This window comes from Sedimentitalea arenosa (genome assembly GCF_016428585.1).
Taxonomy (GTDB): domain Bacteria; phylum Pseudomonadota; class Alphaproteobacteria; order Rhodobacterales; family Rhodobacteraceae; genus Sedimentitalea; species Sedimentitalea arenosa.
The window spans coordinates 187,954-210,746 of sequence record NZ_JAELVR010000003.1 but is presented as its reverse complement, the minus strand read 5'-3'; the positions used below and the strand labels follow the sequence as shown (position 1 = coordinate 210,746).

Genomic DNA, 22,793 nt, shown 5'->3' with positions numbered 1-22,793 from the left:
ACGAGCAGCAAGAGGCATTCCCGATGAAAAGACTCTCCGTCGGCATCCTGTGTTTCGCGACCCTCGCCTGGGCCGTGCCCGAACCGGTACAGGCGGCCAACGGCATCATCGAGCGGGCCTGCCGCTCCTCGGGGCGGTCGGCGGCGACGCCGCAGATGTGCCGTTGCATCGAATCCGTGGCGCGCGACAGCCTGACCCGGTCGGACCGCAAGAAGGCGGCCAAGTTCTTCCGCGACCCGCACATGGCGCAGGAAGTCCGACAATCGGACCGGCGCAGCGACGAGCGGTTCTGGAAGCGCTACCGTGCTTTCGGCGAGCGCGCGCAGATGACCTGCGGCTGATCCCGCCCCATCCGCCCCAATTCGACTAAAATCCGCCGCATGAAGCGGCGCGGCGTTGCCCTTTGCGTTAACGCGCACGGTGTCTGATGGCGCCCGGTCCGGCCGATGGCGCGGGCCGAACTGGGGCAACAGGGGCATCCGGTCTTGGCGGAGTATTCCATTTTCGCGCTCGGCGAGTCGCACATGACGATCTCGGGCGGGGCGCAACTCGATGGCGTGACACAGGGCGACGGCTCGCATCTCGTGGGGCAGACGATCACGCTGGACTCGGATGCCTGGGCGCCGATCGCGCTCTCCGATGACGATTCCGATTTCCGCGACAACGACATGTCGCAACGGCTGGACGGGGCGCAAAGCTTCGATGGCGTTGGGTATGCCAATGGCACCATCGTGGAGGCCGAATACGGCCTGACCCTGAGCGACGGCGTGAACAGCTGGGAGGTGGTCGGCTTCAACCTGCACAACTCCTCGACCAGCTATGCCACCGTCGAGGGCCTGGCCTTCATCGGCGGCCCCGGCGGCTTCCCCCCGGTCGGGGTGCCCCTGACGGTGGTTTCCGCGCGGGACTTCCCGGATTTCCAGGTTGCCGACTACGCGACCCCGATCTGCTACGATGCCGCGACACTGATCGACACCGAGGCCGGGCTCCGGCCGATCCGGACGTTGCGCGTGGGCGACCGCGTCAGGACGCTGGACAACGGCTTGCAACCGGTGCGCTGGGTCGGCGCGCGGCGCGGCAACGGCCTTGGCCCCGGCGCCCCGATCGAGATCGCAACCGGCATGTTGGGGGCCATCGCGCCCCTGCGGGTGTCCCGCCAGCACCGGCTGCTGCTGCGCACCGCGCAGGCCGAACTGATGTTCGGCGCGGCCGAAGTCTTCGCCGCCGCAGGACATCTGCAGGACGGGGTCACGATCCGATCCCTGCAGGGGCTGGGCACGACCTGGATGCACCTTCTGCTCGACCGGCACGAGGTCATCTTCGCCAACGGGGTCGCCTCCGAGAGCCTCTATCTCGGGCCCGCGCTGGCCGGGACGGGGCCTTTCTTTGCAGATCTGCCGCGCGACTCGGGCTGCGCGCGCCGCCTCGCCCGGCCGCAGCTGCGCCGCGACGAAGCCGCGCTGCTCCGGCCGACCCCCACGCTGGCCCGCGCCGGCTGACCCCTGCCCCCTTGACCCGTCCGCGCCACGGTTCCAAACACGTGCGCAGGCAACAGGAGCGGTCGCGATGCTGACCAAGGGCGTCACCCTGCGCGGGCTGGAGGTGTTCGAGGCGCTGTCCCGGACAGGCTCGGTCGCGGGCGCGGCCGAGCTGACCGGGCTCAGCCAGCCCTCGGTGAGCCAGCAGCTGCGCAACCTCGAAGCCGCGCTCGGCACCGCGCTGGTCGACCACGGGCGCCGTCCGATGCGGCTGACCGCAGCGGGGCAGAGCTTTCTGCGGCGCGCCGAAACCGCCCTGTCCGAACTGCGCCTCGGGCAGAGCGAACTCACCCGGATGGACCTGTCGCATCTGGACTCGCTCTCGATCGGGCTGATCGACGATTTCGACAACGACCTGACGCCGCGCCTCGCCACAGACCTCGCCGCCAGCCTCGCGGGCTGCCGGTTCGAGATGATCACCGCCTCCAGCCACGAGATCGTCGCCGCGATGCGCAACCGGCGGTTCCACGTTGCGGTCGCCGCCAGCGCCGAGGCCGAGATCGCCGGGGTGACGGAATACCCGCTGGCGCAGGATCCGTTCGTGGTGGTCGCGCCACGCGGCGCGCTGCGCGACGCGGGCGAATTGTTCGCACCCGCCCCGCCGCTGCCCTTCCTGCGCTATGCACGCGAGCAGCTGATCGCCGAGCAGATCGCCCGGTTGCTGCAGCGCCGCGACCTGGCGCTGGAGGACCGGTTCGAGATCGGCAGCCACCTGGCACTGATGGCCATGGTGGCCCAGCGCATCGGCTGGGCGATCACCACGCCGCTGGGATACATGCGGGCGACCCGGTTCCACGACGATCTCGACGTCTTCGCCCTGCCCTTCGACGGCGCCGCGCGGCGGATTTCGCTGTTCGCCGCCTCGGATTGGGTCGACACGGTGCCGCTCGACATCGCCCGGACCATGCAGCGCCTGATGCAGAGCCAGATGATCTCGCCCGCGATCGAGCGCCTGCCCTGGCTTGCCGAGGACCTGGTTCTGATCGACCTTTAGGCCACAAGGGAGCCCGCCACATGGAACGGATCGTCATTCTAACAGGCGCCGGGATCTCGGCGGAAAGCGGGCTCGGCACGTTCCGCGACAAGGGCGGCATCTGGACCGAGAACCGGATCGAGGATGTCGCCACGCCCGAGGGATTCGCCCGCGATCCGGACCGGGTGCACGCCTTCTACAACGCGCGCCGCACCCAGGCGGCCGAGGCCCGGCCCAACGCGGCCCACCGGGCGCTGGCCCGGCTGCAGGCAGACTGGCCGGGCGAGGTGATGATCGTGACCCAGAATGTCGACGCCCTGCACGAGGCCGGCGGCACGCGGGAGGTGCTGCACATGCACGGGCGGCTGGATGGCGCGCTCTGTGCCGGGTGCGGCCACCGCTGGCCGGCCCCACCGGTGATGCACCGCGCCGATCCCTGCCCCGCCTGCGCCGCGCCGCTGACGCGGCCCGACGTGGTCTGGTTCGGCGAGATGCCCCATCACATGGACGAAGTGCTGGAAGCTCTGGCGCAGGCCGATCTCTTCGCCGCCATCGGCACCTCGGGGCAGGTGTACCCGGCAGCGGGCTTCGTGCAGGAGGCGTTGGTCGCGGGCGCCCACACGGTCGAACTGACGCTCGAGCCGACACCGCGACAGATCAAGCCCTTCGCCGAAACCCGCCCCGGGCGCGCCAGCGAAACCGTACCCGCCTGGGTCGCCGAGCTGCTGGAACGGTCAGGTCAGGCGCCGGCCGGCCCCTGAAAGGCCCGGCCCGCGTCCGGCCGACGGCTGCAGCGCAGCCCGAGGCCGGACGCCACCCGGTTCAAGAACTCAGCCGTCGCTGCCCTGGCCGTGCTTCTTCATCCCGTGGCGCGGCTTGCGCGTCAGGTCCACCGGCACCTCGATCACGACGTCGCCCGCCTTCTCGAAGCTCAGCGTCACGTTCACCACGTCGCCGTCATTCAGCGGTCGCGTCAGCCCCAGGAACATCACGTGGTCGCCGCCGCGCTGCAGCGCGTGCATCCCGCCGGCGGGCACCACGAAGCCGTCCTCGACCTCGCGCATCTTCATCACGCCATCGGCATCCTGGATATGGGTGTGCAGCTCGACCCGCTCGGCGATATCCGAGCTTGCCGAAACCAGCCGGTCATCCTCGGCGCCCTTGTTCATCAGCACCATGAAGGCCGCGCCGGTTTCCGAAGCCATCATCGAGCTGCGCGCATAGGCATCCTCGACCATGATCGTGCCGGTCGCGTCCTCGGCCAGGACCGGGGTGGTGAAGGTCAATGCGGCCATCGCCGCCATGAGGGTGGTTCTGAAAGACATCGCGTCTCTCCTTGTTGTCTCTGTGTCTGCTTGGAAGTCGAAGAAGGAAGGGTCAGGCCGCGACAGGCGGCGCGCGCGCCACCGTGCTCGGCGGCTGGTCGCTTCCCTCCTGCGAGGCGCCCGCGAAGGCAAGCCGCCACGCCGTGCGACGCAGCGGCCGCGGCGTCGCGTCGCTCAGCGCAACGGCACTCACCAGCGACAATGCCTGGTCCGGGCAGAAATGCGGCGGTGTGACCGGGGCGCCGCTCTCGTCCACGGCGATCATCACCGGGCCGGTGCCGGTGCAGAGCTCGATCGTCCCGGCGGCGCCGGGCGCACCGCGCGCCACGGCCATCGCCTGGCTGGTCAGAACCAGCAGCGCAACCAGCGCGAACGCCATGCATCGGGACATCGGATACCGCATGATGGGCCGGGTATAGGGCCGATCGCGGCGGCGCCGCAAGCGCAAAAGACCCCGCGAAACCGCGGGGCCGTCATGGCAGGTCAGCAGGTCCCAAGGACCGTGGATCAGGCCGAGGCAGCCGCCTTGGCGATCTCTTTCTTGACCTTCAGCGCGTTGGCGGACAGTTCGTCGTCCTTGGCCTTGGCCAGGAAACCGTCCAGACCGCCCCGGTGATCGACGCTGCGCAGCGCCGCGGCCGAAATCCGCAGCTTCACACCGCGGCCCAGGGTCTCGGACTGCAGGGTCACGTCGTTCAGGTTGGGCAGAAACCGGCGGCGGGTTCTGTTCTTGGCGTGGCTGACATTGTTGCCAGTCATCGGGCCTTTTCCGGTCAGTTCGCAGCGGCGCGACATGTCACTTACCTCGTCTTGTGCCGGATGCACCCCCGGCGCATCCCAATGAAAAAAGGCGCCGCATCGGCCGCGCCTGAAACCTGTGCGGTGCTGATAGGCGCAAAGCCCGCGCCCGTCAAGCCGCCCCGGCCCGGATTCTCGCCCTGACGCCGCGCCGTCGGGCCGGTTTTCCGCCCCCGGGCGATACCCGCACGGCCCCACCGCGCGAGCGGCGCGAATCACACCGGCGGTGTCAGGGCGCCAGGTGGTCGTCCAGCATCTCGCGCGCCGCCGCCGAAGGCGTCATCCGCCCCTCCGCCACCAGCCGGCCGAGCCGCTTCATCTCGGCCCGCGCCGCCCCGGTCTCGAGCTGCGCCAGCACGCCCTGGCGCACGTCCTGGGTGAACCAGTATTCCGCCTGCGCCGCGCGCCGCGCGTCCCAGAAGCCCTGTTCCTTGCGCCAGCTCACCAGCGCCTGCATCTCCTCCCAGGCCGCGTCCAGCCCGTGATCCTCGATCGCCGAGACCATCATCGCCTTGGGAAAGCCCTCGGGGTCCTGCGCGCGCTTTCGCAGCAGCCGCAGCGCCCCGGCGTAATCGCTGCAGGTGCGCGTGGCCGCCGCCTTCAGATCGCCATCGGCCTTGTTGACCAGGATCAGGTCGGCCATCTCCATGATGCCCCGCTTCACCCCCTGCAACTCGTCGCCCCCCGCCGGGGCCAGCAGCAGCAGGAACAGGTCGCACATCTCGGCCACCACGGTCTCGGACTGCCCGACGCCCACGGTCTCGACCAGCACCACGTCGAACCCGGCCGCCTCGCACAGCGCCACCGCCTCGCGGCTGCGCCGCGCCACGCCGCCCAGATGCGTCTGGCTCGGCGACGGGCGGATGAAGGCGGCAGGCTCCCGGCTCAGCCGGTCCATCCGCGTCTTGTCGCCCAGGATCGAGCCGCCCGACCGCGCCGAACTCGGATCGACCGCCAGCACCGCGACCCGCAACCCGCGGTCGATCAGCATCATCCCGAAACTCTCGATGAAGGTCGACTTGCCGACGCCCGGTGTGCCCGACAGACCGATCCGCAGCGCCTGCCGCCCCGCACCCGCCACATGTTCCAGCAGATCGGCGGCGGCGGCGCGATGATCCTCGCGGCCGCTTTCCACCAGCGTGATCGCCCGTGCCAGCGCCCGGCGCTCACCGGCCAGGACTCCCTCACCCAGTTCCGAAAGATCCATTTCCGCCCACGGCCTCCTCGTCGATTCGCGCCCCCCAATACGCCGCAATACGGCCATCGGGGCAAGGCGGGAGCAGCGCCCCTAGTGCCCGCCCAGGATGCCGGTGCGCACCTCGTAATCCACCGCCAGCGCGTAATCGGGGTCGTCGTCGCTATCCACCATCAGGTGGCCCGCCTTCTTCAGCAGCCGGTGGCAGTCCCGGCTGAGATGGCGCAGCTTGATCGCCTTGCCCGCATCCTCGTACTTGCCCGCGACGGCCTCGATCGCCTGCAACGCGGACTGGTCGACCACCCGGCTGCCGGCGAAATCGACGATCACGCTGTCGGGGTCGTTCTCGATGTCGAACAGCTCGATGAAGCCGTCGGAAGAGCCGAAGAACAGCGGCCCCTGGATCTCATAGACCTTGGCGCCCCGCTCGGTCGCCGAATCGCGCGTGATCGCGTGGATGCGGCGCGCGTTGTTCCAGGCGTATGTCAGCGCCGAAACGATCACGCCGACGACCACTGCGACGGCAAGGTCCTCCAGCACCGTGACCACGGTCACCAGCAGGATCACGAAGGCGTCGGTGCGTGGCACCTTGCGAAGGATCGTCAGGCTGTTCCAGGCGAAGGTGCCGATCACCACCATGAACATCACCCCGACCAGCGCCGCCAGCGGGATCAGTTCGATCATCGGCGCTGCGAAGAGGATGAAGACCAGCAGGAACAGCGCCGCCGCGATCCCCGCGACCCGCGTGCGCCCGCCCGATTTCACGTTGATCATCGACTGCCCGATCATCGCGCAGCCGCCCATGCCGCCAAAGAAGCCGGTCACGGTGTTGGCGATCCCCTGGGCGATGCATTCCTGGCTCGCACCGCCGCGCTTGCCGGTGATCTCGCCCACCAGGTTCAGCGTCAGCAGGCTCTCGATCAGACCGATCGCGGCCAGGATCACCGCGTAGGGCAGGATGATCCACAGGGTCTCCAGGGTCAGCGGCACCATCGGGATGTGAAAGCTCGGCAATCCACCCTGGATCGAGGCCAGGTCGCCGACCCGCGGCACGTCGAGCCCGGCGCCGATCACCAGCGCGGCGACGATGCCGATCCCGGCCAGCGGCGCCGGGATGAACCGCGTGATCCGGGGCATGACCCAGATGATCACCATCGTCAGCGCCACCAGGCTGAGCATCAGGTACAGCTGCGCGCCGCTCAGCCACTCACCGCCCGACATGCCGTGGCCCGAGTTCTCCATGCTGCCCGGCACCTTGAACTGGCCCAGCTGCGCAAGGAAGATCACGATCGCCAGCCCGTTGACGAAGCCCAGCATCACCGGGTGCGGCACCAGGCGGATGAACTTGCCCCATTGCATCGCACCGGCAAACACCTGCAGGAACCCCATCAGCACCACGGTCGCGAACAGGTATTCGACCCCGTGCTGCGCCACCAGAGACACCATGACCACCGCCAGCGCGCCCGTCGCGCCGGAAATCATCCCCGGCCGCCCGCCGATCAGCGCGGTGATCAGGCCGACGATGAACGCAGCATAGAGCCCGACCAGCGGGTGCACGCCCGCGACGAAGGCGAAGGCCACCGCCTCGGGCACCAGCGCCAGCGCCACCGTCAGCCCCGACAGCAGCTCGATGCGCAGCCGCGACGGCGTCAGCCCCTCGTCGGGCATCCAGCGCAGGTCGGGCATGGCGAGTCGGTTGGCGAGTGACGCCAGCAAGGAGCGGGGCATGGCAAGATTCCTGTTCGCTTCGGGCGGAACGCGCGGCAAGGGGGCCGCTTACAGGCTTTGATGCCAAAAGGCCATGCCTCGCGGCAAATGGCCGCCATGCGCAGGGCTCATGGCACCTTTGCGTCCTCGTCGCGAACAGGGGGCGCGGGCGGCGTCTTGCCCCCCGCGCCGCTCTCATGTTGCTACTGCGGCAGCACCTCGCCGCTCGGCCGTGGCGTCGTGGCCGTCTCGGGCGGCAGCACCGGATAGGTGACCACGGGCATCTCGCCGGTCAGGCTTTCCAGAAAGGCGACGATCTCGTCCGCGCTCGAGTCCGAAATCTCCTCGCCCAGCTGGCTTTCCGCCATGATCTGCACCGCCACCTTCAGATCCCACACCTTGCCCGAGTGGAAATAGGGCGCGGTCACCGCGATATTGCGCAGGGGCGAAGCGCGGAAGACATATTCGTCATCGGCCGTTTCGGTGACCGCAAAACGGCCCTTGTCGCCCACCGGCAGCACATCGGCACCGGGCTTCTCGATCAGGCCGAACGGGTAATAGCCATGCCCGCCCACGTTGATGCCCGAATGGCACGAGACGCAGCCAAGGTCGATGAACTGTTCCAGACCGGCCAGCTGTTGCGCGCTCATCGCGCCGTCATCGCCATTCAGCCAGGCATCGAACGGTGCCGGCGTGATCAGCGTCGCCTCGAAAGCCTCGATCGCCTTGGCGAAATTGTCGAAGGTGACGGGATCGGGCTCGCCTTCGAAGGCGGCGCCGAACCATTCGACATATTGCGGCATCGATGTCAGCGTCGCGATCACGTTGTCGGGCGTGTTCGCCATCTCGACCCCCGCCTGCACCGGTCCCTTGGCCTGCTCGGCGAGGTCGGCGGCGCGGCCGTCCCAGAACTGCGCCTCGTTGAAGACCGAGTTCAGCGCCGTCGGGGCGTTGCGCGGGCCCTTCTGCCAGCCATGCCCGATCGAGGTTTCCAGGTTGTCGTCGCCCCCGGTGGCAAGGTTGTGGCAGGAATTGCACGAAAACACCCCCGACGCCGACATGCGCGGGTCGAAGAACAGCGCCTTGCCAAGCGCGATCTTGGCGTCGGTGATCGGGTTGTCCTTGACCGCCGGCGTGGTCGAGGGCAGCGGCTTGAACAGGTCGAGCGCGGTCTCGCGCAGGTTCTCGGCCTGCGCCACCCCGCTCATCGCGATCAGCGCCATTGCAGTTGTCAGGGTCAGGTATCTCGTCGTCATGATAATCTCCAAATCGGTCGCGCGCGGCCAATTTTATCAGTCCGGTCAAGGCACTGGATGATTTAGATCAATTCTAAACCGGGGATCGCCCGCGCCGGCCGCTTTGTCGCACCCCGGGCGGGATCGGCGGGACGTATTCGAGCGCGGGACCGACAAATCGGAATACATTCCGTCCGCATCAGTCCAAGTGCTGCTTCTACGCATGAAATCAAAAAGGATTCCCTCCATATCACACCCGTCACGCCGCTCCTTCCTTGCCATCTCCGCCGTTTCAGCTGCGGCGTTGTTCGCGGGATCCGGCTTTGCGTTTGCGGAAGATCTCGCGAAACGCGCTGAAATCGACGCAGAAGCCGATGCGGCGCTGGCAAAGCTCCTGTCCGAGAACACGCACGCTGCGGAACTTGCCAAGAAAGCCAGCGCCTTCCTCATCTTCCCCAAGGTGACCGAAGTCGGGATTGTCGGCATCGGTGCCGAGCGTGGAAGCGGCGTGTTGCGCCAGAACGACGAGAGCTTGGCGTATTACCACACGACGAGCGCGAATTTCGGGCTCGAGCTCGGCTTCGCGACACATGGCTATGTCGTCATGTTCATGACTCAGCCCGCCGCCCAGAAATTCGCGTCCAGCCAGAAATTCCAGTTCGGCGGCGAAGGTCAGATCACCGTGTTCAAGGCCGGGGCGACAGCCGAGGCCAACACGACCAACCTGAAGACCGAAGTGGTCGCCTTCGTGTTCGACGAGAAAGGCGCGATCGTCAACCTGACGCTCGAAGGCACCACGATCACCCGCTGGGATATCTGATCCCGGCAGCGTCAGCTTCGAACCATCGCCCGTCGCCCCACCCGCGGCGTCGGGCATGCGAGAGGCGTACACCGCCTCTCGCATCGTCGATCCGGCTTGGGCCTGCGGCGAGACCTGATCCGCCCCAAGGCCACGACGCGGGTATCCGGGCCGTCTCCCAGACAGCATTTCCCCGGTTGATTTCCCCCGCCGCCCCCGCCACCTTGCCGCGACACCACAGCGGAGATCGCCATGACAGGGACCATGATCGGCATCATCGGAGGCTCGGGCGTCTATGACATCGACGGGCTGAAAGCGGCGGACTGGCGCGAGGTCGCCAGCCCCTGGGGCGCGCCCTCGGATTCGATCCTGACCGGGCGGCTGAACGGCGTCGACATGGCGTTCCTGCCGCGTCACGGGCGCGGCCATGTCCATTCGCCCAGCACCGTGCCCTACCGCGCCAATATAGATGCGCTGAAACGGCTGGGGATCACCGACGTGGTCAGCGTCTCGGCCTGCGGCAGTTTCCGCGAGGAGATGGCGCCGGGCGATTTCGTCGTCATCGACCAGTTCATCGACCGCACCTTCGCGCGCGAGAAATCCTTCTTCGGCACCGGCTGCGTCGGCCATGTCAGCGTCGCGCACCCGACCTGCCCGCGCCTGTCGGCGGCCTGCCTCGCGGCAGCCAAGGACGCAGGTATCACCGTGCATGAGGGCGGCACCTACCTGGCGATGGAAGGCCCGCAGTTTTCGACGCTGGCCGAATCCAGGATGTATCGCGACAGCTGGGGCTGCGACGTGATCGGCATGACCAACATGCCCGAGGCCAAGCTCGCGCGCGAGGCCGAGCTTTGCTATGCCTCCGTCGCGATGATCACTGACTACGACAGCTGGCACCCGGATCACGGCGCCGTCGACATCGCGCAGATCATCGCCACGCTGATGGGCAACGCCGACAAGGCGCGCAGCCTGGTCGCGCGGCTGCCCGGCCTGCTGGGGACCGAGCGCGCCGCCTGCCCGCACGGCTGCGACCGCGCGCTGGACCACGCCATCCTCACCGCGCCCGACGCCCGCGATCCCGCCTTGGTCGCCAAGCTCGACGCCGTCGCCGGGCGGGTGCTCTGATGCCGCTCGATCTCTGGCTCGCCTTCGTCGCCGCCTCCACTGCGCTCTTGCTGATCCCCGGCCCGACCGTGCTGCTGGTGCTCAGCTACGCGCTCTCCAAGGGGCGCAGCGTCGCCGTCGCCTCGGCCGCCGGGGTAGCTTTGGGAGACCTCGTCGCCATGACCGCCTCGCTGGCCGGGCTCGGCGCGCTGGTCGCGACCTCGGCGACGCTGTTCACGGCGCTCAAATGGATCGGGGCCGCCTACCTCGTCTGGCTCGGCATCAAGCTCTTGCGCAGCGCGCCTTCCGAGGGGCTCGGCACCGTCACGACCGGGCGCGAGGTCACCGCGCGCGGGGTCTTCACCCATGCCGCGGGCGTAACCGCGCTCAACCCGAAATCCATTGCCTTCTTCATCGCCTTCGTGCCGCAGTTCATCCGCGCCGACGCACCGCTGCTGCCGCAATTCGCGATCCTGATCGCCACCTTCGTCACCCTCGCGGCGCTGAACGCGCTGGCCTACGCGCTGCTGGCCGACCGGCTTCGGCGCACCATCGCCCGCCCTGCCGTGGTGCAAAACCTGACCCGCGCCGGCGGCGTCACGCTGATCCTGATGGGGCTGGCCACGGCGCTGCTGCGCCGCCCCGCCGCCTGACGCGCCACTTGCGCCACGCGGCGGGTTCCGGCAAACCCGACGCCGGAGCCAACAGCCAGGGACGCAGCCATGCCCAAGACCACCTCCGTGCGCGACTACATCCGCACCATCGTCGACTTCCCGCACGAGGGCATCATGTTCCGCGACGTGACCACGCTCTTCGCCGATCCGCGTGGCTTTCGCATGGCGATCGACCAGATGCTGCACCCCTATGCCGGCATGCGGATCGACAAGGTGGTCGGCCTCGAGGCGCGCGGCTTCATCCTCGGCGGCGCCATCGCGCACCAGCTGTCCGTCGGCTTCGTGCCGATCCGCAAGAAGGGCAAGCTGCCCGGCACCGTGATCTCCGAGGAGTACACGCTGGAATACGGCGAGGCGATCGTCGAGATCCACGACGACGCGATCCAGCCGGGCGAGCAGATCCTGCTGGTCGACGACCTGCTGGCCACCGGCGGTACCGCCGCTGCCGGGATCAAGCTGATCGAGCGTCTGGGCGGGGATATCGTGTCCTGCGCCTTCATCGTCGACCTGCCCGATCTGGGCGGGCGCAAGGTGCTGGAAGGGCTCGGCATGGACGTGCACGCGCTCTGTGCCTACGAGGGCGACTGAGCCCGCCGAACATCGCACAGGCTGCAACCGGACACCGGGCCGACGGGATTTTCGGCCCGAAAATGTCGCTTTCGGTTGATTATGTCGCTTTCGGGCTATCTGTTAGGATCGAATGAACGGACGCGACGACCGCGCCCGCGGCTGGCGCCATCGCCGACGCGCTCAGCCGGTTGCCTCCCCCTTTTCGATCCCGACATCCCCGACAGCAAAGAGAGCTTCATGACAGTTTCCAAACCCATTCACCCTGCCGCCCGCGCCTATGCCGATGAGGTCAGCAGAGGCACCCTGTCGCGCCGCGAGTTCCTGACCCGCGCGACCTCGCTGGGTCTGACCGCCGGCGCCGCCTACGGGCTGCTGGGCCTTGCGGCCCCCACGCCTGCCGCGGCGCAGGCGCAGAGCGGCGGCACGTTGCGGATCGAATCCTCGGTGAAGGCGCTGAAGGATCCGCGCACCTACGACTGGCCGCAGATGTCCAACTACACCCGCGGCTATCTGGAATACCTCGTCGAATACCAGATCGACGGCAGTTTCAAGCCGATGCTGCTGGACAGCTGGGAGGTGAATGAAGACGCCACCGAATACCTGCTCAAGGTGCGCCCCGGCGTGACCTGGAGCAATGGCGACACCTTCACCGCCGAGGACGTGGCCTTCAACATCGCGCGCTGGTGCGAAAAGGATGTCGAGGGCAATTCAATGGCCTCCCGCATGGCCTCTCTGGTCGACGAGGAGACCGGCAAGGCGCGCGAGGGCGCGATCACCGTGGTCGATGACAGCACCGTGCGCCTGGCGCTGACCCAACCCGACATCACCCTGATCGCCGGGTTCTCGGACTACCCCGCCGCCATCGTGCACCAGAGCTTCACCGGCGATCCGCTGGACAACCCGATCGGAACGGGCCCCTACAGGCCGGCCGAATTCGAGGTCGGCATCAAGGCGGTGCTGGTGCGCAACGAAGACCACCAGTGGTGGGGAGAGGGTGCCTGGCTCGACCGGATCGAATATCTCGATTTCGGCACCGAACAGGCCGGCATCGTGGCCGCGGTGGACGCGGACGAGGTCGACATGGTCTATGAATCCATCGGCGATTTCATCCTCGTGATGGATGGCATCGGATGGGTCAAGTCCGAGGCGATCACCGCCAACACCGTGGTGATCCGCCCCAACCAGGAGGCCGAGGTCAACGGGATCAAGCCCTATGCCGATGCCCGCGTGCGCCGCGCGCTGGCGATGGCGGTGGACAATTCCGTACTGCTGGAGCTCGGCTTTTCCGGCAACGGGCGCGTTGCCGAGAACCACCACGTCTCGCCGATCCACCCGGAATATGCCGAATTGCCCGCACCGGTCTTTGACCCCGAGGGCGCCCGCGCGCTGATGGACGAGGCCGGCATGGGCGATTTCGAACATGAGCTGATCTCGATCGACGACACCTGGCGCAAGAACACCACCGACGCCGCCGCCGCGATGCTGCGCGACGCGGGCTTCGCGGTGCAGCGCACCGTGCTGCCGGGCTCGACCTTCTGGAACGACTGGGCGAAATACCCGTTCTCGACCACAGACTGGGCCCAGCGACCGCTCGGCGTGCAGGTGCTGGCGCTGGCCTATCGTTCGGGCGAGGCGTGGAACGAAAGCGCCTTCGCCAATGCCGAGTTCGACAGCCTGCTGGGCGAGGCGCTGTCCATCGCCGACGCGGACCAGCGGCGCGAGGTGATGGCGAAACTGCAGACGATCATGCAGGACGAAGGCGTCATCATCCAGCCCTACTGGCGCTCGATCTACCGTCACCACCGGGAGAACGTGGTCGGGGCCGAGATGCACCCGACCTTCGAGATCCACGTCAGCAAACTCGGCTTCGCGGCCTGACGGCCTGGCCCGCTCCCTTGAACACCGGTTTGGGGGCGGGCCTCCCGCTCAGGCGGGCAGCACCGCGCCGGGATTCATGATGCCCTGCGGGTCGAGTGCGGTCTTGATCGCCCGCATCGCCGCCAGTTTCACCGGGTCGCCATAGCGTTCCAGGTCCTCGACCTTCATCCGTCCGATCCCGTGTTCGGCACTGATCGACCCGCCGAGCGCAGCCACGAGATCATGCACCGCGCTCTTGATCTCGCCGCGCTGATTCTCGTGATCGGCGCGGCTGCGCCCCGGCATCGGGAAGACGTTGTAATGCAGGTTGCCATCGCCCAGATGGCCGAAACAGTTGATCCGGAACTGTCCGATCCGCGCGATCGCCGCGCCGCCCTTCTCGATGAACGCCGCGACCGCCCCCAGCGGCACCGAGATGTCGTGGCTCGACACCGACCCGATGCGCCGGTTCGCCTCGGGCAGATGTTCGCGCACGGTCCACAGCGCCCGGCGCTGCGCATCCGACTGCGCGATCACCCCGTCGCTGACCAGCCCGCGTTCCGCCGCCGTCGCAAACAGCCGCTCCAGCGCCTCGGAAGGATCCAGCCCCGCGGCGAGCCCGACCTCGATCAGCACGCTCCACTCCGGCGGCGTGGCGAAGGGCTGGCGCACCTCGGGCAGCACCTCGGTCAGGAAATCGAACCCCTGCCGGTGGATCAGTTCGAACGCGCTGACGCCCTCGCCCAACTGCGCCCATGCCAGCGACAACAGCTCCAGCGCCGCAGCGGGTGACTCGACCACCAGCATCGCCGTGCCCTGCCCTGCCGGGATCGGCGACAGCTTCAGCGCCGCCGCGGTGATCACTCCCAGCGTGCCTTCCGACCCGATCAGCAGGTTGCGCAGGTCATAGCCGGTGTTGTCCTTGCGCAGCCGCGTCAGCCCGTGCCAGATGCGTCCGTCCGGCAATACCGCTTCCAGCCCGAGACAGAGATCGCGGGTATTGCCATAGCGCAGCACGTTGACGCCGCCGGCGTTGGTCGCGAGGTTGCCCCCGATCCGGGCCGACCCTTCCGAGGCCAGCGACAGCGGGAACAGCCGCCCCGCGTCATGCGCCGCCGCCTGCACATCGGCCAGGATCGCACCGGCCTCGGCCACCAGCACGTTCTCTTCCGGGTGCACCGCGCGAATCGCGCGCATCCGCTCCAGCGACAGGATCAGCGGGCGCGGCCCCTCGGTCAAAGTCTGCCCGCCGACCAGCCCGGTGCCGCCGCCCCAGGGCACGACGCCGACCCGCGCCGCCGCCGCCGCCGCGATCAGGACCGACACCTCCTCGACGCTGCGCGGCAGGGCCAGCAAGCCGCCCGAACCGCGATAGCGTCCGCGCGGCTCCTCCAGGTGGCGCGCCTCGGCCTCGCGCAGCGTGTCCTCGGGCAGTCGCGCACGCAGCGGCGCGGCGAAACTCTCATCGGCAGGGGTCAGGGTCATCGGCTCATCCGGGTCCGGGGGTCATTCCCCATCTGCCAGATAGCGCGGGCGCAGCACAACCACCGTCGGACGCGGCGGCAGATCCCGCAGCGACAGCTCGATATGCGACGTGCCGGGCTGCGCGATGGCGAAATCCCCGGCGATCCCCACCAGGAAATCCTGCAACGAGTAATCGCTGAACCAGTGCATCGGGATCACCACCGAGGATTTCAGCCGCTTCAGCACCGCGATCATGTCGGGCAAGGGCATCGTCATGCCGCCATCGACCGGCGCCATCACCACGTCCAGCCGCCCCAGCGCCGCGAACTGCTCGTCATTGGGCACGTGATGCAGATGGCCCAGATGCCCGATGCACAGCCCCGCCACCTCGAACACGAAGATCGAGTTTCCGTTGTCCTCGATGCCGCCAAAGCGCGAGCGGATATCGGTCGAGACGTTGCGCACCACCATCTCGCCCAGATCGAGGTAGTGGTCGATGCCCTCCCCGAACGCGCCCCAGCCGGGCAGCACATGCGGGATCGCGGGGTCCGGAAAGGCCGTCCAGTGCGTCTCGTGCGCATGGTTCATGGTCACCACGTCGGGAATCAGCGGGGCGGTGCCGATGAAGCCGGTGAAATCCGTCACCGCGTTCAGCCCGCCCTCGGTCTGCAGCAGGAAACTCGCATGCGCGATGTAATGCAGCCGGACCGAGAATTCGCCGACCGGTTCGCGCCACGCCGCCTTCTGCACATAGTGCAGCCCCGGCGCCGCATCCGCGATGGCGATGCAATGGCTCGGGCGCCGCTCCTGCGCCGTGGCGGCTCCGGACAGCGCCGCCAGCACGGCAAGGATCAAGACGGTCAACCGGATCATGGCGAAAAGTGTAGACCACGCCGGCGAAAAGTCAGCCCGTTTCCGCGTCTTCGTGATGGAAAATGCTCCGGCACGCGCGGCAGCGCCGCAGGCGCGGGCGGTTTCGCTATCCGACGGCGGTCTTTCCGCGCCGGTCGCTGCGCAGCGCGGCATAAAGAACATGGGTGCGCCAGCGCCCGGCGATCTGCAGATAGGATTGCGCCACGCCCTCGTATTTGAAGCCGGACCGCTCCAGCAACCCGCGCGAGGCGGCATTCTCCGGCAGGCAGGCGGCCTCGATCCGGCTCAGGTCCAGCTGCGAAAACGCGTGATGCACCACCGCCCCGATCGCCTCGCGCATGTATCCCTGCCGCGCGAAGGGCTGCCCGGTCCAGTAGCCCAGCGTACCCGCCTGCGCCGGGCCGCGCCGTATGTTGTCCAGCGTGATCGCGCCCACCAGTTCCTGGTCGGCGCGCCGCATCAGGAACAGCGGCACCGCCGATCCGTTGCCGATCGACCGCTGCGCCCAATAGACCCGGTTGGTAAAGGCCTTGCGGCTCAGGTGATCCTCGGCCCAGCTCGGCTCCCAGGGGCTCAGGAAGTCGCGGCTGCTCTCGCGCAGGGCCGACCAGGCGCGGAAATCCGAATGGGTCGGCGGACGCAGGCTCAGCCGCTCGGTCTCGATCCTCAGTTTCCGTTTCGCCAGAAGCATCACGGCGGACTCACGCGGCGCGCCGGTCCTGAAGGGCCGCGAGGGTCGGGGCCGCGTCGATCGGCCCGTAAAGCGCCAGCGCCGCCGGCGCGGTCGTGGCGACGGTCTCGGCAAAGTCGCGCACGTCGCCGGTGGTCACCGCGTCGATGCGCGCGATGGTATCCTCCAGCGGCGGCACCACGTCCCAGATCTGCACCAGGCGCGCCAGCCGCTCGGCCCGGTTGGACGGGCTCTCCAGCCCCATCAGCAGCCCCGCCTTCATCTGGGCGCGGGCGCGGGCGACCTCGGCCGGGCTCATGTCCTCGGCGGCGCGCTTCATCTCGTCGAAGGTGATCCGCGCCAGGTCGCCGATCTGCTCGGCGCTGGTGCCGGCATAGATCGTCGTGGTGCCGGTATCCGCATAGGCACCGGTCTGCGCGAAGATCGTGTAGCACAGGCCGCGGTTCTCGCGGATTTCCTGGAACAGCCGCGAGGACATGCCCCCGCCCAGCGCGCTGGAATAGATCTGCGCCGTGTAGATCGCGTCGTCCCGGTATCCCGGGCTCTCGAAGGCCAGCGCGAAATGCGCCTGCTCCAGCTCCTTCAGGCGGCGCGTCTCGCCACCGGTGAAGCGCGCGACATCGGGCACCTGCGCCGGCGTCGGCGCGAGATGGCCGAACAGCTCCTCCGCCGTGCGCACCAGCGCGTCGTGATCGACCGCGCCGGCGGCGGACAGGATCATCTGGCCGGGGCCGTAATGTTCCGACACGAACCCCGCTAGGTCCTCGCGCGAAAACGCCCTGACCCGCTCGCTCGGCCCCAGGATGGTGCGCCCCAACGGCTGATCGCGATAGCTGTCTTCCTGCAGCCAGTCAAAGATGATGTCGTCCGGGGTGTCGTTCGCCTGCCCGATCTCCTGCAGGATCACCCCGCGCTCGACCTCGATCTCGTCCGGATCGAACACCGGGTTCAGGACGATGTCGCCGATCACGTCCAGCGCCAGCGGCACGTCATTTTCCAGCACCCGCGCGTAATAGGCCGTGACCTCGCGGCTGGTATAGGCATTGACGTAGCCGCCCACATCCTCGATCGCCTCGGCGATCTGCAACGCGGTGCGCCGCTCGGTGCCCTTGAACGCCATGTGTTCGAGGAAATGCGCGATGCCGTTCTGTTCCAGCCGCTCGTGCCGGCCCCCGGCGGTGATCCAGATCCCGATCGAGGCCGACTTCAGCCCCGGCATGTGTTCGGTGACGATGCGAAAGCCGTTGGCCAGGGTGTGCTGTCTGACGGTCACGTGGCGATATGTCCCTTGATGAAATCTTTCATGGCGCCCAGGTCGTTGGCGATCCGGTGCACCCGTTCCGGCCTGTCATACAGGTCGGACATGCGCGGGGGAAGAGGCGGATGCACACCGCTGGCCTGTTCGACCGCGGCCGGAAACTTGGCCGGATGCGCGGTGGCCAGCGTGATCATCGGCACGGACGCCACGCGCTGCTCCTCGGCCACCTTCACGCCCACGGCCGAATGCGGGCAGAGCAGCTCGCCGCTGGTCGCGAGCGTCCTGGTGATCGTCGCCAGCGTTTCCTCTTCCGAGGCCCGCCCCGAGGCGAACTGCTCGCGCAGGTATTCCATCGCGCCCTGCGACACGTCGAACCCGCCGGCTTTCAGCTCGTCCATCAGCTGCGCCACCGCCGCGCCGTCCCGCCCATAGGCGTCAAACAGCGCGCGTTCGAAGTTGGAGCTGACCTGGATGTCCATCGACGGGCTGATCGAGGGATGCACGCTGCCCTTGTGATAGCCCTGCCCGCTCAGGCAGCGATGCAGGATGTCGTTCTGGTTGGTGGCGACCACCAGCCGGTCGATCGGCAGCCCCATTCGCTTGGCGATATAGCCGGCAAAAATATCGCCGAAATTGCCCGTCGGCACGGTGAAGCTCACCAGCCGCTGCGGCGCGCCGAGGCTGACGGCGGCGCTGAAGTAATAGACCACCTGCGCCAGCACCCGCGCCCAGTTGATGCTGTTGACCCCGGCCAGCTTCACCCCGTCGCGGAAGTCGAAATCGTTGAACATGTCCTTCAGCGCCGCCTGGCAATCGTCGAAATCGCCATCCACCGCCAGCGCGTGCACGTTGGACTCCGTCGGCGTGGTCATCTGCCGGCGCTGCACCTCGCTGACCCGGCCGTGCGGGAACAGGATGAACACGTCGACATTGTCGAGCCCCCGGAACGCCTCGATGGCGGCGCTTCCCGTGTCGCCGCTGGTCGCGCCCACGATCGTCACCCGGTCGCCCCGCCGCGCAAGTGCCGTCTGGAACATCTGCCCGATCAGCTGCATGGCGAAATCCTTGAACGCCAGCGTCGGGCCGTGAAACAGCTCCAGCAGGAAATGGTTCGGCGCCAGCTGCACCAGCGGCGCGCGCGCCGCATGGCCAAAGCCCTCGTAGGCACGCGCGATGATGGCGCGGAACTCCGCCTCCGTGAACGTGTCGCCCACGAAGGGCCGCATCACCGCAAAGGCGGTCTCCTCGTAGCTCTGCCCGGCGAGGGCGGCGATCTCCGCCGCACTCATCCGCGGCACCTCGGCCGGCACGTAGAGCCCGCCGTCGCGCGCCAGCCCGGTCAGCATCGTTTCCTCGAAATCGAGCTCGGGGGCGGCGCCCCGCGTGGACACGTATCTCATCTCAGTCAACTCTCGCGCTCGGCCCCGGCGCGACCGCGCCAGAGGAAATAGACGGTCATCCCGGCCCAGATCAGGGCCAGCGAGAACCAGGTGATTGCATATTGCAGGTGATCGTTGGGCACGGCGGCGGAATCCACCGGCAGCGGCCGGATGCCGGGCCCGGTGCGCGAGCGCGCGACCAGCAGCACCGGCTCGGTCTGCAGGCTGGCCGCCATCATCGGCACGTCGCGCGCGAACCAGGTGTCGCTCACCGGGTCCGGCTCGGGCGTGAAGGAATCCGTCTCCTGCGGCCAGTGCAGGTTGCCCGTCACCGTCATCGGGCCCAGCAGCCGCTCGGTCTCCTTTTCGGGGATCTCGACGAACCCGCGATCCAGCAGGATGCGGCGGCCGTCCTCGGTGGTGAAGGGCGCGATGATGCGCAGCCCCGGCCCCACCCGCTTGATCGACACCAGCACCTGGATCTCGCCCGGTTCGATCTCGCCCGACACCTCGACCGGCAGATAGCGGTCGGCGACCGGATCGGGCGCCGCCGGCAGCGGCACCGGCGCGGCGCCGATGCGGGCGTCGATATCGGCGAGGATCGCTTCCTTCCACGCCAGTCGCTGAAGCTGCCAGACCCCGAGCCCAACCAGCGTCGCCCCCCCGACAAGGCCGACGATCAGCAAGAAGAAGATGCCGCGCATGGCGTGAGCGCCCCCGTGAATGCCCAAGGCGCGCGGGATGACCCGCGCGCCTCGCTTGTGACCGACGGTCGGCCCGTGTTCAACCGCAAACCGGACTCAGCCGAGACCGGAGGTGCCCCAGAGATAGACCGCGAAGAACAGGAACAGCCAGACCACATCGACGAAGTGCCAGTACCAGGCGGCGGCCTCGAAGCCGACATGCTGCTCGGGGGTGAAATCGCCCTGGATCGCCCGCACCAGGCAGACCGCCAGGAAGATCGTCCCGATGATCACGTGGAACCCGTGGAAACCGGTCGCCATGTAGAAGTTCGAGAAGAACTTGTCCTCGCCGAAGGTCCAGCCCTCATGCAGCAGGTGGATGTATTCATAGGCCTGCAGCGCGGTGAACAGCACACCCAGCACGATCGAGATCGCCAGGCCCGCGATCAGGTCGCGGCGCACGTTGCCATGCACCAGCGCATGGTGCGCCCAGGTGACGGCACAGCCCGACAGCAGCAGCACGACGGTGTTGATCAGCGGCAGGTGGAACACGTCGACCTGGTAGATCTCGGGCGGCACGTATTCGCTGCCGACATATTCGTTCATCGGATAGATCGCGTGCTTGAAGAACGACCAGAACCACGCCGCGAAGAACATCACCTCGGACATGATGAACAGGATGAAACCATAGCGCAGGCCGATCCGCACCACCGGGGTATGATCGCCGACACGGCTCTCGTGCACCACTTCGGACCACCACGCGAACATGACGTAGAGCACGCCGACGAAGCCGATCCAGAAGACATAGGGCGTGATCCCGTGCATCCACAGCACGCCGCCCGCCAGCATGACGAAACCTCCGAGCGCCCCCAGGAGCGGCCAGATCGAGGGGTTCAGAATATGGTAATCGTGGTCTTTTGCATGTGCCATTTAAGTGTCCCTCACCGTTCGGCGTTAGTTCGTGTTTGTATCTGCACCGGTGTCGAGCGCGGCATGGCTCTCGGGCAGATCGATTTGATGGAAAGTGTAGGAAAGCGTGATCGTGTGCACGTATTTGGCGTCCAGATCGTCGACGATCTCGGGGTCGACGAAGAAGGTGACGGGCATCTGCACCCGCTCGCCCGGCATCAGAACCTGCTCCTCGAAGCAGAAACAGGCGATCTTGTTGAAGAACCCGCCCGCCTCGTAGGGAAAGACGTTGTAGCTGGCCGACCCGGCCACCGGCTCGTCGGTCGGGTTGTAGGCTTCATAGAAGGCCAGACCGGTCTCGCCGATCTTCAGCTCCATGGTGCGCTCGACCGGCTTGAAGGACCACGGCATGTCGCGTTCCAGCGAGGCGTCGAAGCGGATCTTGATGGTCTTGTCCAGCACCGTGTCCGACCCGGCGGTTTCCACGCCGGTGGTGCCGCCGAACCCGGTGACCCGGCAGAACCAGTCGTAGAACGGCACCGACGCCCAGGCCAGCCCGCCCATCAGCAGGACCACGGACACCGTCTGCACAACCGTCTTCTTGGGACCGTCCAACGCCATCAGTTGATCTCCTCCGCTCGCGGCATCTCGAAATCGCCGCTCGTCACCTTGGCCACCGTCAGGCCGAACACCACCGCGATGAAGCCGACGAGAACCAGCGCCACCCCCAGGTTGCGCCCGAACCGGCGCTGGTGCAACTCGTGCGTGGTCTTGATGCTCATCCCCAGCCCCCCAGGCCCCAGGGCCGCAGCACGGCCTCGGCCAGGATCGCGCCGAAATGCAGGAACAGGTAGAGCAGCGACAGCTTGAAGAACTTGCGCTCGACCAGGAAATTGTCGGCCTCGGCCATCTCCTCGTCGCGCCGCCAGATCCGCACCGCACCGCGCAGGAACAGCGCGTTCAGAACCACCGACACCGTCAGGTAGATCGGCCCGCCGATCCCGGTGAAGGCCGCAGCCACCGCAAGCACCGCCAGCAGGACGGTATAGACCAGGATATGCACCCGTGTGGCCCGCCGCCCGTGCGTCACGGTCAGCATCGGCACCTGCGCGTTGTCATAGTCGTTGCGCATGAACAGGCAGAGCGCCCAGAAATGCGGCGGCGTCCACATGAAGATCAGCGCGAACATCAGCCACGGCTCCACCGCCATGCTGCCGGTCGCCGCCAGCCAGCCGATCACCGGCGGGAAGGCGCCCGCCGCGCCGCCGATGACGATGTTCTGCGGCGTCGTGCGCTTCAGCCACATGGAATAGATCACCACGTAGAAGAAGATGGTGAAAGCCAGCATCGCGCCGGCCATCAGGTTGGTGGCGAGCGTCAGCATGATCACCGACAGGCCCGACAGCGCCAGGCCCAGCGCCAGCGCGTCCTGCCCCGACACCTTGCCCGCCGGGATCGGCCGCTTGCGCGTGCGCTTCATCACCCGGTCGATATCCGCGTCCCACCACATGTTCAGCGCGCCCGAGGCCCCGCCGCCGATGGCGATGAACAGGATCGCGCAGAAGCCGACGAACGGATGCACCGGCACCGGCGCGGCCAGCAGGCCGACGAAGGCGGTGAACACCACCAGCGACATCACGCGCGGCTTGAGCAGCGCGAAGAAGTCGCCGAACTGCGCCTCGTCCTCGCGCGCCGTCGCCGTCGCCGTGGTGTTGAAACCGATATCGCTCATCGCGTCACCCCCGCACGGGCCGGGAGGTC

Annotated in this window: 25 protein-coding genes; 9 read left to right on the top strand and 16 right to left on the bottom strand. The window is 67.8% G+C overall.

Translation table 11 applies throughout. From position 1 onward, the window contains the following. Positions 1 to 23: 23 nt before the first annotated feature. The 4 genes from JF290_RS05695 to JF290_RS05680 all read left to right on the top strand — a co-directional run bounded on the left by JF290_RS05695 (position 24) and on the right by JF290_RS05680 (position 3,272). Positions 24 to 341 (top strand): hypothetical protein, encoded by a 318-nt coding sequence (locus tag JF290_RS05695; protein WP_199023798.1) that lies wholly within the window; start codon positions 24 to 26, stop codon positions 339 to 341. Positions 342 to 446: 105 nt separating this feature from the next. Continuing rightward, positions 447 to 1,499: a Hint domain-containing protein gene (locus JF290_RS05690; RefSeq protein WP_199023797.1), complete on the top strand. Its 1,053-nt coding sequence runs from the start codon at positions 447 to 449 to the stop codon at positions 1,497 to 1,499. Between the two features lie 67 nt (positions 1,500 to 1,566). After that, positions 1,567 to 2,532 (top strand): LysR family transcriptional regulator, encoded by a 966-nt coding sequence (locus JF290_RS05685; protein WP_199023796.1) that lies wholly within the window; start codon positions 1,567 to 1,569, stop codon positions 2,530 to 2,532. Between the two features lie 20 nt (positions 2,533 to 2,552). Next, positions 2,553 to 3,272, top strand: coding sequence for an NAD-dependent deacylase (locus JF290_RS05680; protein ID WP_199023795.1), 720 nt, complete (start codon positions 2,553 to 2,555; stop codon positions 3,270 to 3,272). Positions 3,273 to 3,341: 69 nt separating this feature from the next. On the opposite strand, the gene JF290_RS05675 is transcribed toward JF290_RS05680, so the two are convergent. The 6 genes from JF290_RS05675 to JF290_RS05650 all read right to left on the bottom strand — a co-directional run bounded on the left by JF290_RS05675 (position 3,342) and on the right by JF290_RS05650 (position 8,792). Continuing rightward, positions 3,342 to 3,836, bottom strand: a complete 495-nt coding sequence (locus tag JF290_RS05675; RefSeq protein WP_199023794.1) for a copper chaperone PCu(A)C — start codon at positions 3,834 to 3,836, stop codon at positions 3,342 to 3,344. Between the two features lie 52 nt (positions 3,837 to 3,888). Further along, the gene (locus tag JF290_RS05670; protein WP_199023793.1) at positions 3,889 to 4,215 is read right to left on the bottom strand and encodes a hypothetical protein; all 327 of its coding nucleotides are present in this window, start codon (positions 4,213 to 4,215) and stop codon (positions 3,889 to 3,891) included. A gap of 128 nt (positions 4,216 to 4,343) precedes the next feature. Continuing rightward, positions 4,344 to 4,631 (bottom strand): 50S ribosomal protein L28, encoded by a 288-nt coding sequence (rpmB, locus tag JF290_RS05665; protein ID WP_199023792.1) that lies wholly within the window; start codon positions 4,629 to 4,631, stop codon positions 4,344 to 4,346. Positions 4,632 to 4,863: 232 nt separating this feature from the next. Continuing rightward, complete coding sequence (gene meaB / locus JF290_RS05660) at positions 4,864 to 5,841, bottom strand: methylmalonyl Co-A mutase-associated GTPase MeaB (RefSeq protein WP_199023791.1); 978 nt, start codon at positions 5,839 to 5,841, stop codon at positions 4,864 to 4,866. 81 nt (positions 5,842 to 5,922) lie between these two features. Continuing rightward, positions 5,923 to 7,557 (bottom strand): SulP family inorganic anion transporter, encoded by a 1,635-nt coding sequence (locus JF290_RS05655; RefSeq protein WP_199023790.1) that lies wholly within the window; start codon positions 7,555 to 7,557, stop codon positions 5,923 to 5,925. Between the two features lie 182 nt (positions 7,558 to 7,739). Then, entirely contained in the window at positions 7,740 to 8,792 is a 1,053-nt protein-coding gene (locus tag JF290_RS05650) for a cytochrome-c peroxidase (RefSeq protein WP_199023789.1), read from the bottom strand. 283 nt (positions 8,793 to 9,075) lie between these two features. Here JF290_RS05650 and JF290_RS05645 point away from each other — a divergent pair, with 283 nt between their 5' ends. The 5 genes from JF290_RS05645 (at position 9,076) to JF290_RS05625 (ending at position 13,796) form a co-directional block, all read left to right on the top strand. Then, the gene (locus JF290_RS05645; protein ID WP_199023788.1) at positions 9,076 to 9,591 is read left to right on the top strand and encodes a lipid-binding SYLF domain-containing protein; all 516 of its coding nucleotides are present in this window, start codon (positions 9,076 to 9,078) and stop codon (positions 9,589 to 9,591) included. Positions 9,592 to 9,822: 231 nt separating this feature from the next. Next, the gene (locus tag JF290_RS05640; protein WP_199023787.1) at positions 9,823 to 10,695 is read left to right on the top strand and encodes an S-methyl-5'-thioadenosine phosphorylase; all 873 of its coding nucleotides are present in this window, start codon (positions 9,823 to 9,825) and stop codon (positions 10,693 to 10,695) included. Continuing rightward, on the top strand, positions 10,695 to 11,327 hold the full coding sequence (locus JF290_RS05635; RefSeq protein ID WP_199023786.1) for a LysE family translocator: 633 nt from the start codon (positions 10,695 to 10,697) through the stop codon (positions 11,325 to 11,327). The genes JF290_RS05640 and JF290_RS05635 overlap by 1 nt, the downstream gene beginning before the upstream one ends. A gap of 69 nt (positions 11,328 to 11,396) precedes the next feature. After that, the gene (locus tag JF290_RS05630) at positions 11,397 to 11,936 is read left to right on the top strand and encodes an adenine phosphoribosyltransferase (RefSeq protein ID WP_199023785.1); all 540 of its coding nucleotides are present in this window, start codon (positions 11,397 to 11,399) and stop codon (positions 11,934 to 11,936) included. 219 nt (positions 11,937 to 12,155) lie between these two features. Further along, positions 12,156 to 13,796: an ABC transporter substrate-binding protein gene (locus JF290_RS05625; protein ID WP_199023784.1), complete on the top strand. Its 1,641-nt coding sequence runs from the start codon at positions 12,156 to 12,158 to the stop codon at positions 13,794 to 13,796. A 48-nt stretch (positions 13,797 to 13,844) separates the two neighbouring features. On the opposite strand, the gene JF290_RS05620 is transcribed toward JF290_RS05625, so the two are convergent. The 10 genes from JF290_RS05620 to cyoE all read right to left on the bottom strand — a co-directional run bounded on the left by JF290_RS05620 (position 13,845) and on the right by cyoE (position 22,764). After that, positions 13,845 to 15,260, bottom strand: coding sequence for an FAD-binding oxidoreductase (locus tag JF290_RS05620; protein WP_199023783.1), 1,416 nt, complete (start codon positions 15,258 to 15,260; stop codon positions 13,845 to 13,847). A gap of 21 nt (positions 15,261 to 15,281) precedes the next feature. Next, entirely contained in the window at positions 15,282 to 16,112 is an 831-nt protein-coding gene (locus tag JF290_RS05615) for an MBL fold metallo-hydrolase (RefSeq protein WP_199023782.1), read from the bottom strand. Positions 16,113 to 16,218: 106 nt separating this feature from the next. Further along, a complete protein-coding gene (locus tag JF290_RS05610) occupies positions 16,219 to 16,803 on the bottom strand; it encodes a GNAT family N-acetyltransferase (RefSeq protein ID WP_199023781.1) in 585 nt (194 codons plus the stop codon). A 10-nt stretch (positions 16,804 to 16,813) separates the two neighbouring features. Next, complete coding sequence (locus JF290_RS05605; protein WP_199023780.1) at positions 16,814 to 18,076, bottom strand: M16 family metallopeptidase; 1,263 nt, start codon at positions 18,074 to 18,076, stop codon at positions 16,814 to 16,816. After that, positions 18,073 to 19,461, bottom strand: coding sequence for a threonine synthase (thrC, locus tag JF290_RS05600; RefSeq protein ID WP_199023779.1), 1,389 nt, complete (start codon positions 19,459 to 19,461; stop codon positions 18,073 to 18,075). Before thrC ends, JF290_RS05605 begins: the two co-directional genes overlap by 4 nt. 5 nt (positions 19,462 to 19,466) lie before the next feature. Next, entirely contained in the window at positions 19,467 to 20,144 is a 678-nt protein-coding gene (locus JF290_RS05595; RefSeq protein ID WP_199023778.1) for an SURF1 family protein, read from the bottom strand. 96 nt (positions 20,145 to 20,240) lie between these two features. Then, entirely contained in the window at positions 20,241 to 21,053 is an 813-nt protein-coding gene (locus tag JF290_RS05590; protein ID WP_199023777.1) for a cytochrome c oxidase subunit 3, read from the bottom strand. 24 nt (positions 21,054 to 21,077) lie between these two features. Next, the gene (locus JF290_RS05585) at positions 21,078 to 21,653 is read right to left on the bottom strand and encodes a cytochrome c oxidase assembly protein (protein ID WP_199023776.1); all 576 of its coding nucleotides are present in this window, start codon (positions 21,651 to 21,653) and stop codon (positions 21,078 to 21,080) included. Next, the gene (locus tag JF290_RS05580; protein WP_199023775.1) at positions 21,653 to 21,814 is read right to left on the bottom strand and encodes a hypothetical protein; all 162 of its coding nucleotides are present in this window, start codon (positions 21,812 to 21,814) and stop codon (positions 21,653 to 21,655) included. The genes JF290_RS05585 and JF290_RS05580 overlap by 1 nt, the downstream gene beginning before the upstream one ends. Then, entirely contained in the window at positions 21,811 to 22,764 is a 954-nt protein-coding gene (gene cyoE / locus JF290_RS05575) for a heme o synthase (RefSeq protein WP_199023774.1), read from the bottom strand. The genes JF290_RS05580 and cyoE overlap by 4 nt, the downstream gene beginning before the upstream one ends. Positions 22,765 to 22,793 lie beyond the last annotated feature (29 nt).

Coding starts and splice junctions, on each gene's coding strand:
- JF290_RS05620 (WP_199023783.1), bottom strand. CDS start 15,260: ATGACCCTGACCCCTGCCGATGAGAGTTTCGCCGCGCCGCTGCGTGCG.
- JF290_RS05680 (WP_199023795.1), top strand. CDS start 2,553: ATGGAACGGATCGTCATTCTAACAGGCGCCGGGATCTCGGCGGAAAGC.
- JF290_RS05590 (WP_199023777.1), bottom strand. CDS start 21,053: ATGGCACATGCAAAAGACCACGATTACCATATTCTGAACCCCTCGATC.
- JF290_RS05615 (WP_199023782.1), bottom strand. CDS start 16,112: ATGATCCGGTTGACCGTCTTGATCCTTGCCGTGCTGGCGGCGCTGTCC.
- JF290_RS05595 (WP_199023778.1), bottom strand. CDS start 20,144: ATGCGCGGCATCTTCTTCTTGCTGATCGTCGGCCTTGTCGGGGGGGCG.
- JF290_RS05675 (WP_199023794.1), bottom strand. CDS start 3,836: ATGTCTTTCAGAACCACCCTCATGGCGGCGATGGCCGCATTGACCTTC.
- thrC (WP_199023779.1), bottom strand. CDS start 19,461: ATGAGATACGTGTCCACGCGGGGCGCCGCCCCCGAGCTCGATTTCGAG.
- JF290_RS05585 (WP_199023776.1), bottom strand. CDS start 21,653: ATGGCGTTGGACGGTCCCAAGAAGACGGTTGTGCAGACGGTGTCCGTG.
- JF290_RS05695 (WP_199023798.1), top strand. CDS start 24: ATGAAAAGACTCTCCGTCGGCATCCTGTGTTTCGCGACCCTCGCCTGG.
- JF290_RS05610 (WP_199023781.1), bottom strand. CDS start 16,803: ATGCTTCTGGCGAAACGGAAACTGAGGATCGAGACCGAGCGGCTGAGC.
- JF290_RS05690 (WP_199023797.1), top strand. CDS start 447: ATGGCGCGGGCCGAACTGGGGCAACAGGGGCATCCGGTCTTGGCGGAG.
- cyoE (WP_199023774.1), bottom strand. CDS start 22,764: ATGAGCGATATCGGTTTCAACACCACGGCGACGGCGACGGCGCGCGAG.
- JF290_RS05625 (WP_199023784.1), top strand. CDS start 12,156: ATGACAGTTTCCAAACCCATTCACCCTGCCGCCCGCGCCTATGCCGAT.
- JF290_RS05640 (WP_199023787.1), top strand. CDS start 9,823: ATGACAGGGACCATGATCGGCATCATCGGAGGCTCGGGCGTCTATGAC.
- rpmB (WP_199023792.1), bottom strand. CDS start 4,631: ATGTCGCGCCGCTGCGAACTGACCGGAAAAGGCCCGATGACTGGCAAC.
- JF290_RS05580 (WP_199023775.1), bottom strand. CDS start 21,814: ATGAGCATCAAGACCACGCACGAGTTGCACCAGCGCCGGTTCGGGCGC.
- JF290_RS05650 (WP_199023789.1), bottom strand. CDS start 8,792: ATGACGACGAGATACCTGACCCTGACAACTGCAATGGCGCTGATCGCG.
- JF290_RS05630 (WP_199023785.1), top strand. CDS start 11,397: ATGCCCAAGACCACCTCCGTGCGCGACTACATCCGCACCATCGTCGAC.
- JF290_RS05655 (WP_199023790.1), bottom strand. CDS start 7,557: ATGCCCCGCTCCTTGCTGGCGTCACTCGCCAACCGACTCGCCATGCCC.
- JF290_RS05685 (WP_199023796.1), top strand. CDS start 1,567: ATGCTGACCAAGGGCGTCACCCTGCGCGGGCTGGAGGTGTTCGAGGCG.
- JF290_RS05670 (WP_199023793.1), bottom strand. CDS start 4,215: ATGGCGTTCGCGCTGGTTGCGCTGCTGGTTCTGACCAGCCAGGCGATG.
- JF290_RS05635 (WP_199023786.1), top strand. CDS start 10,695: ATGCCGCTCGATCTCTGGCTCGCCTTCGTCGCCGCCTCCACTGCGCTC.
- meaB (WP_199023791.1), bottom strand. CDS start 5,841: ATGGATCTTTCGGAACTGGGTGAGGGAGTCCTGGCCGGTGAGCGCCGG.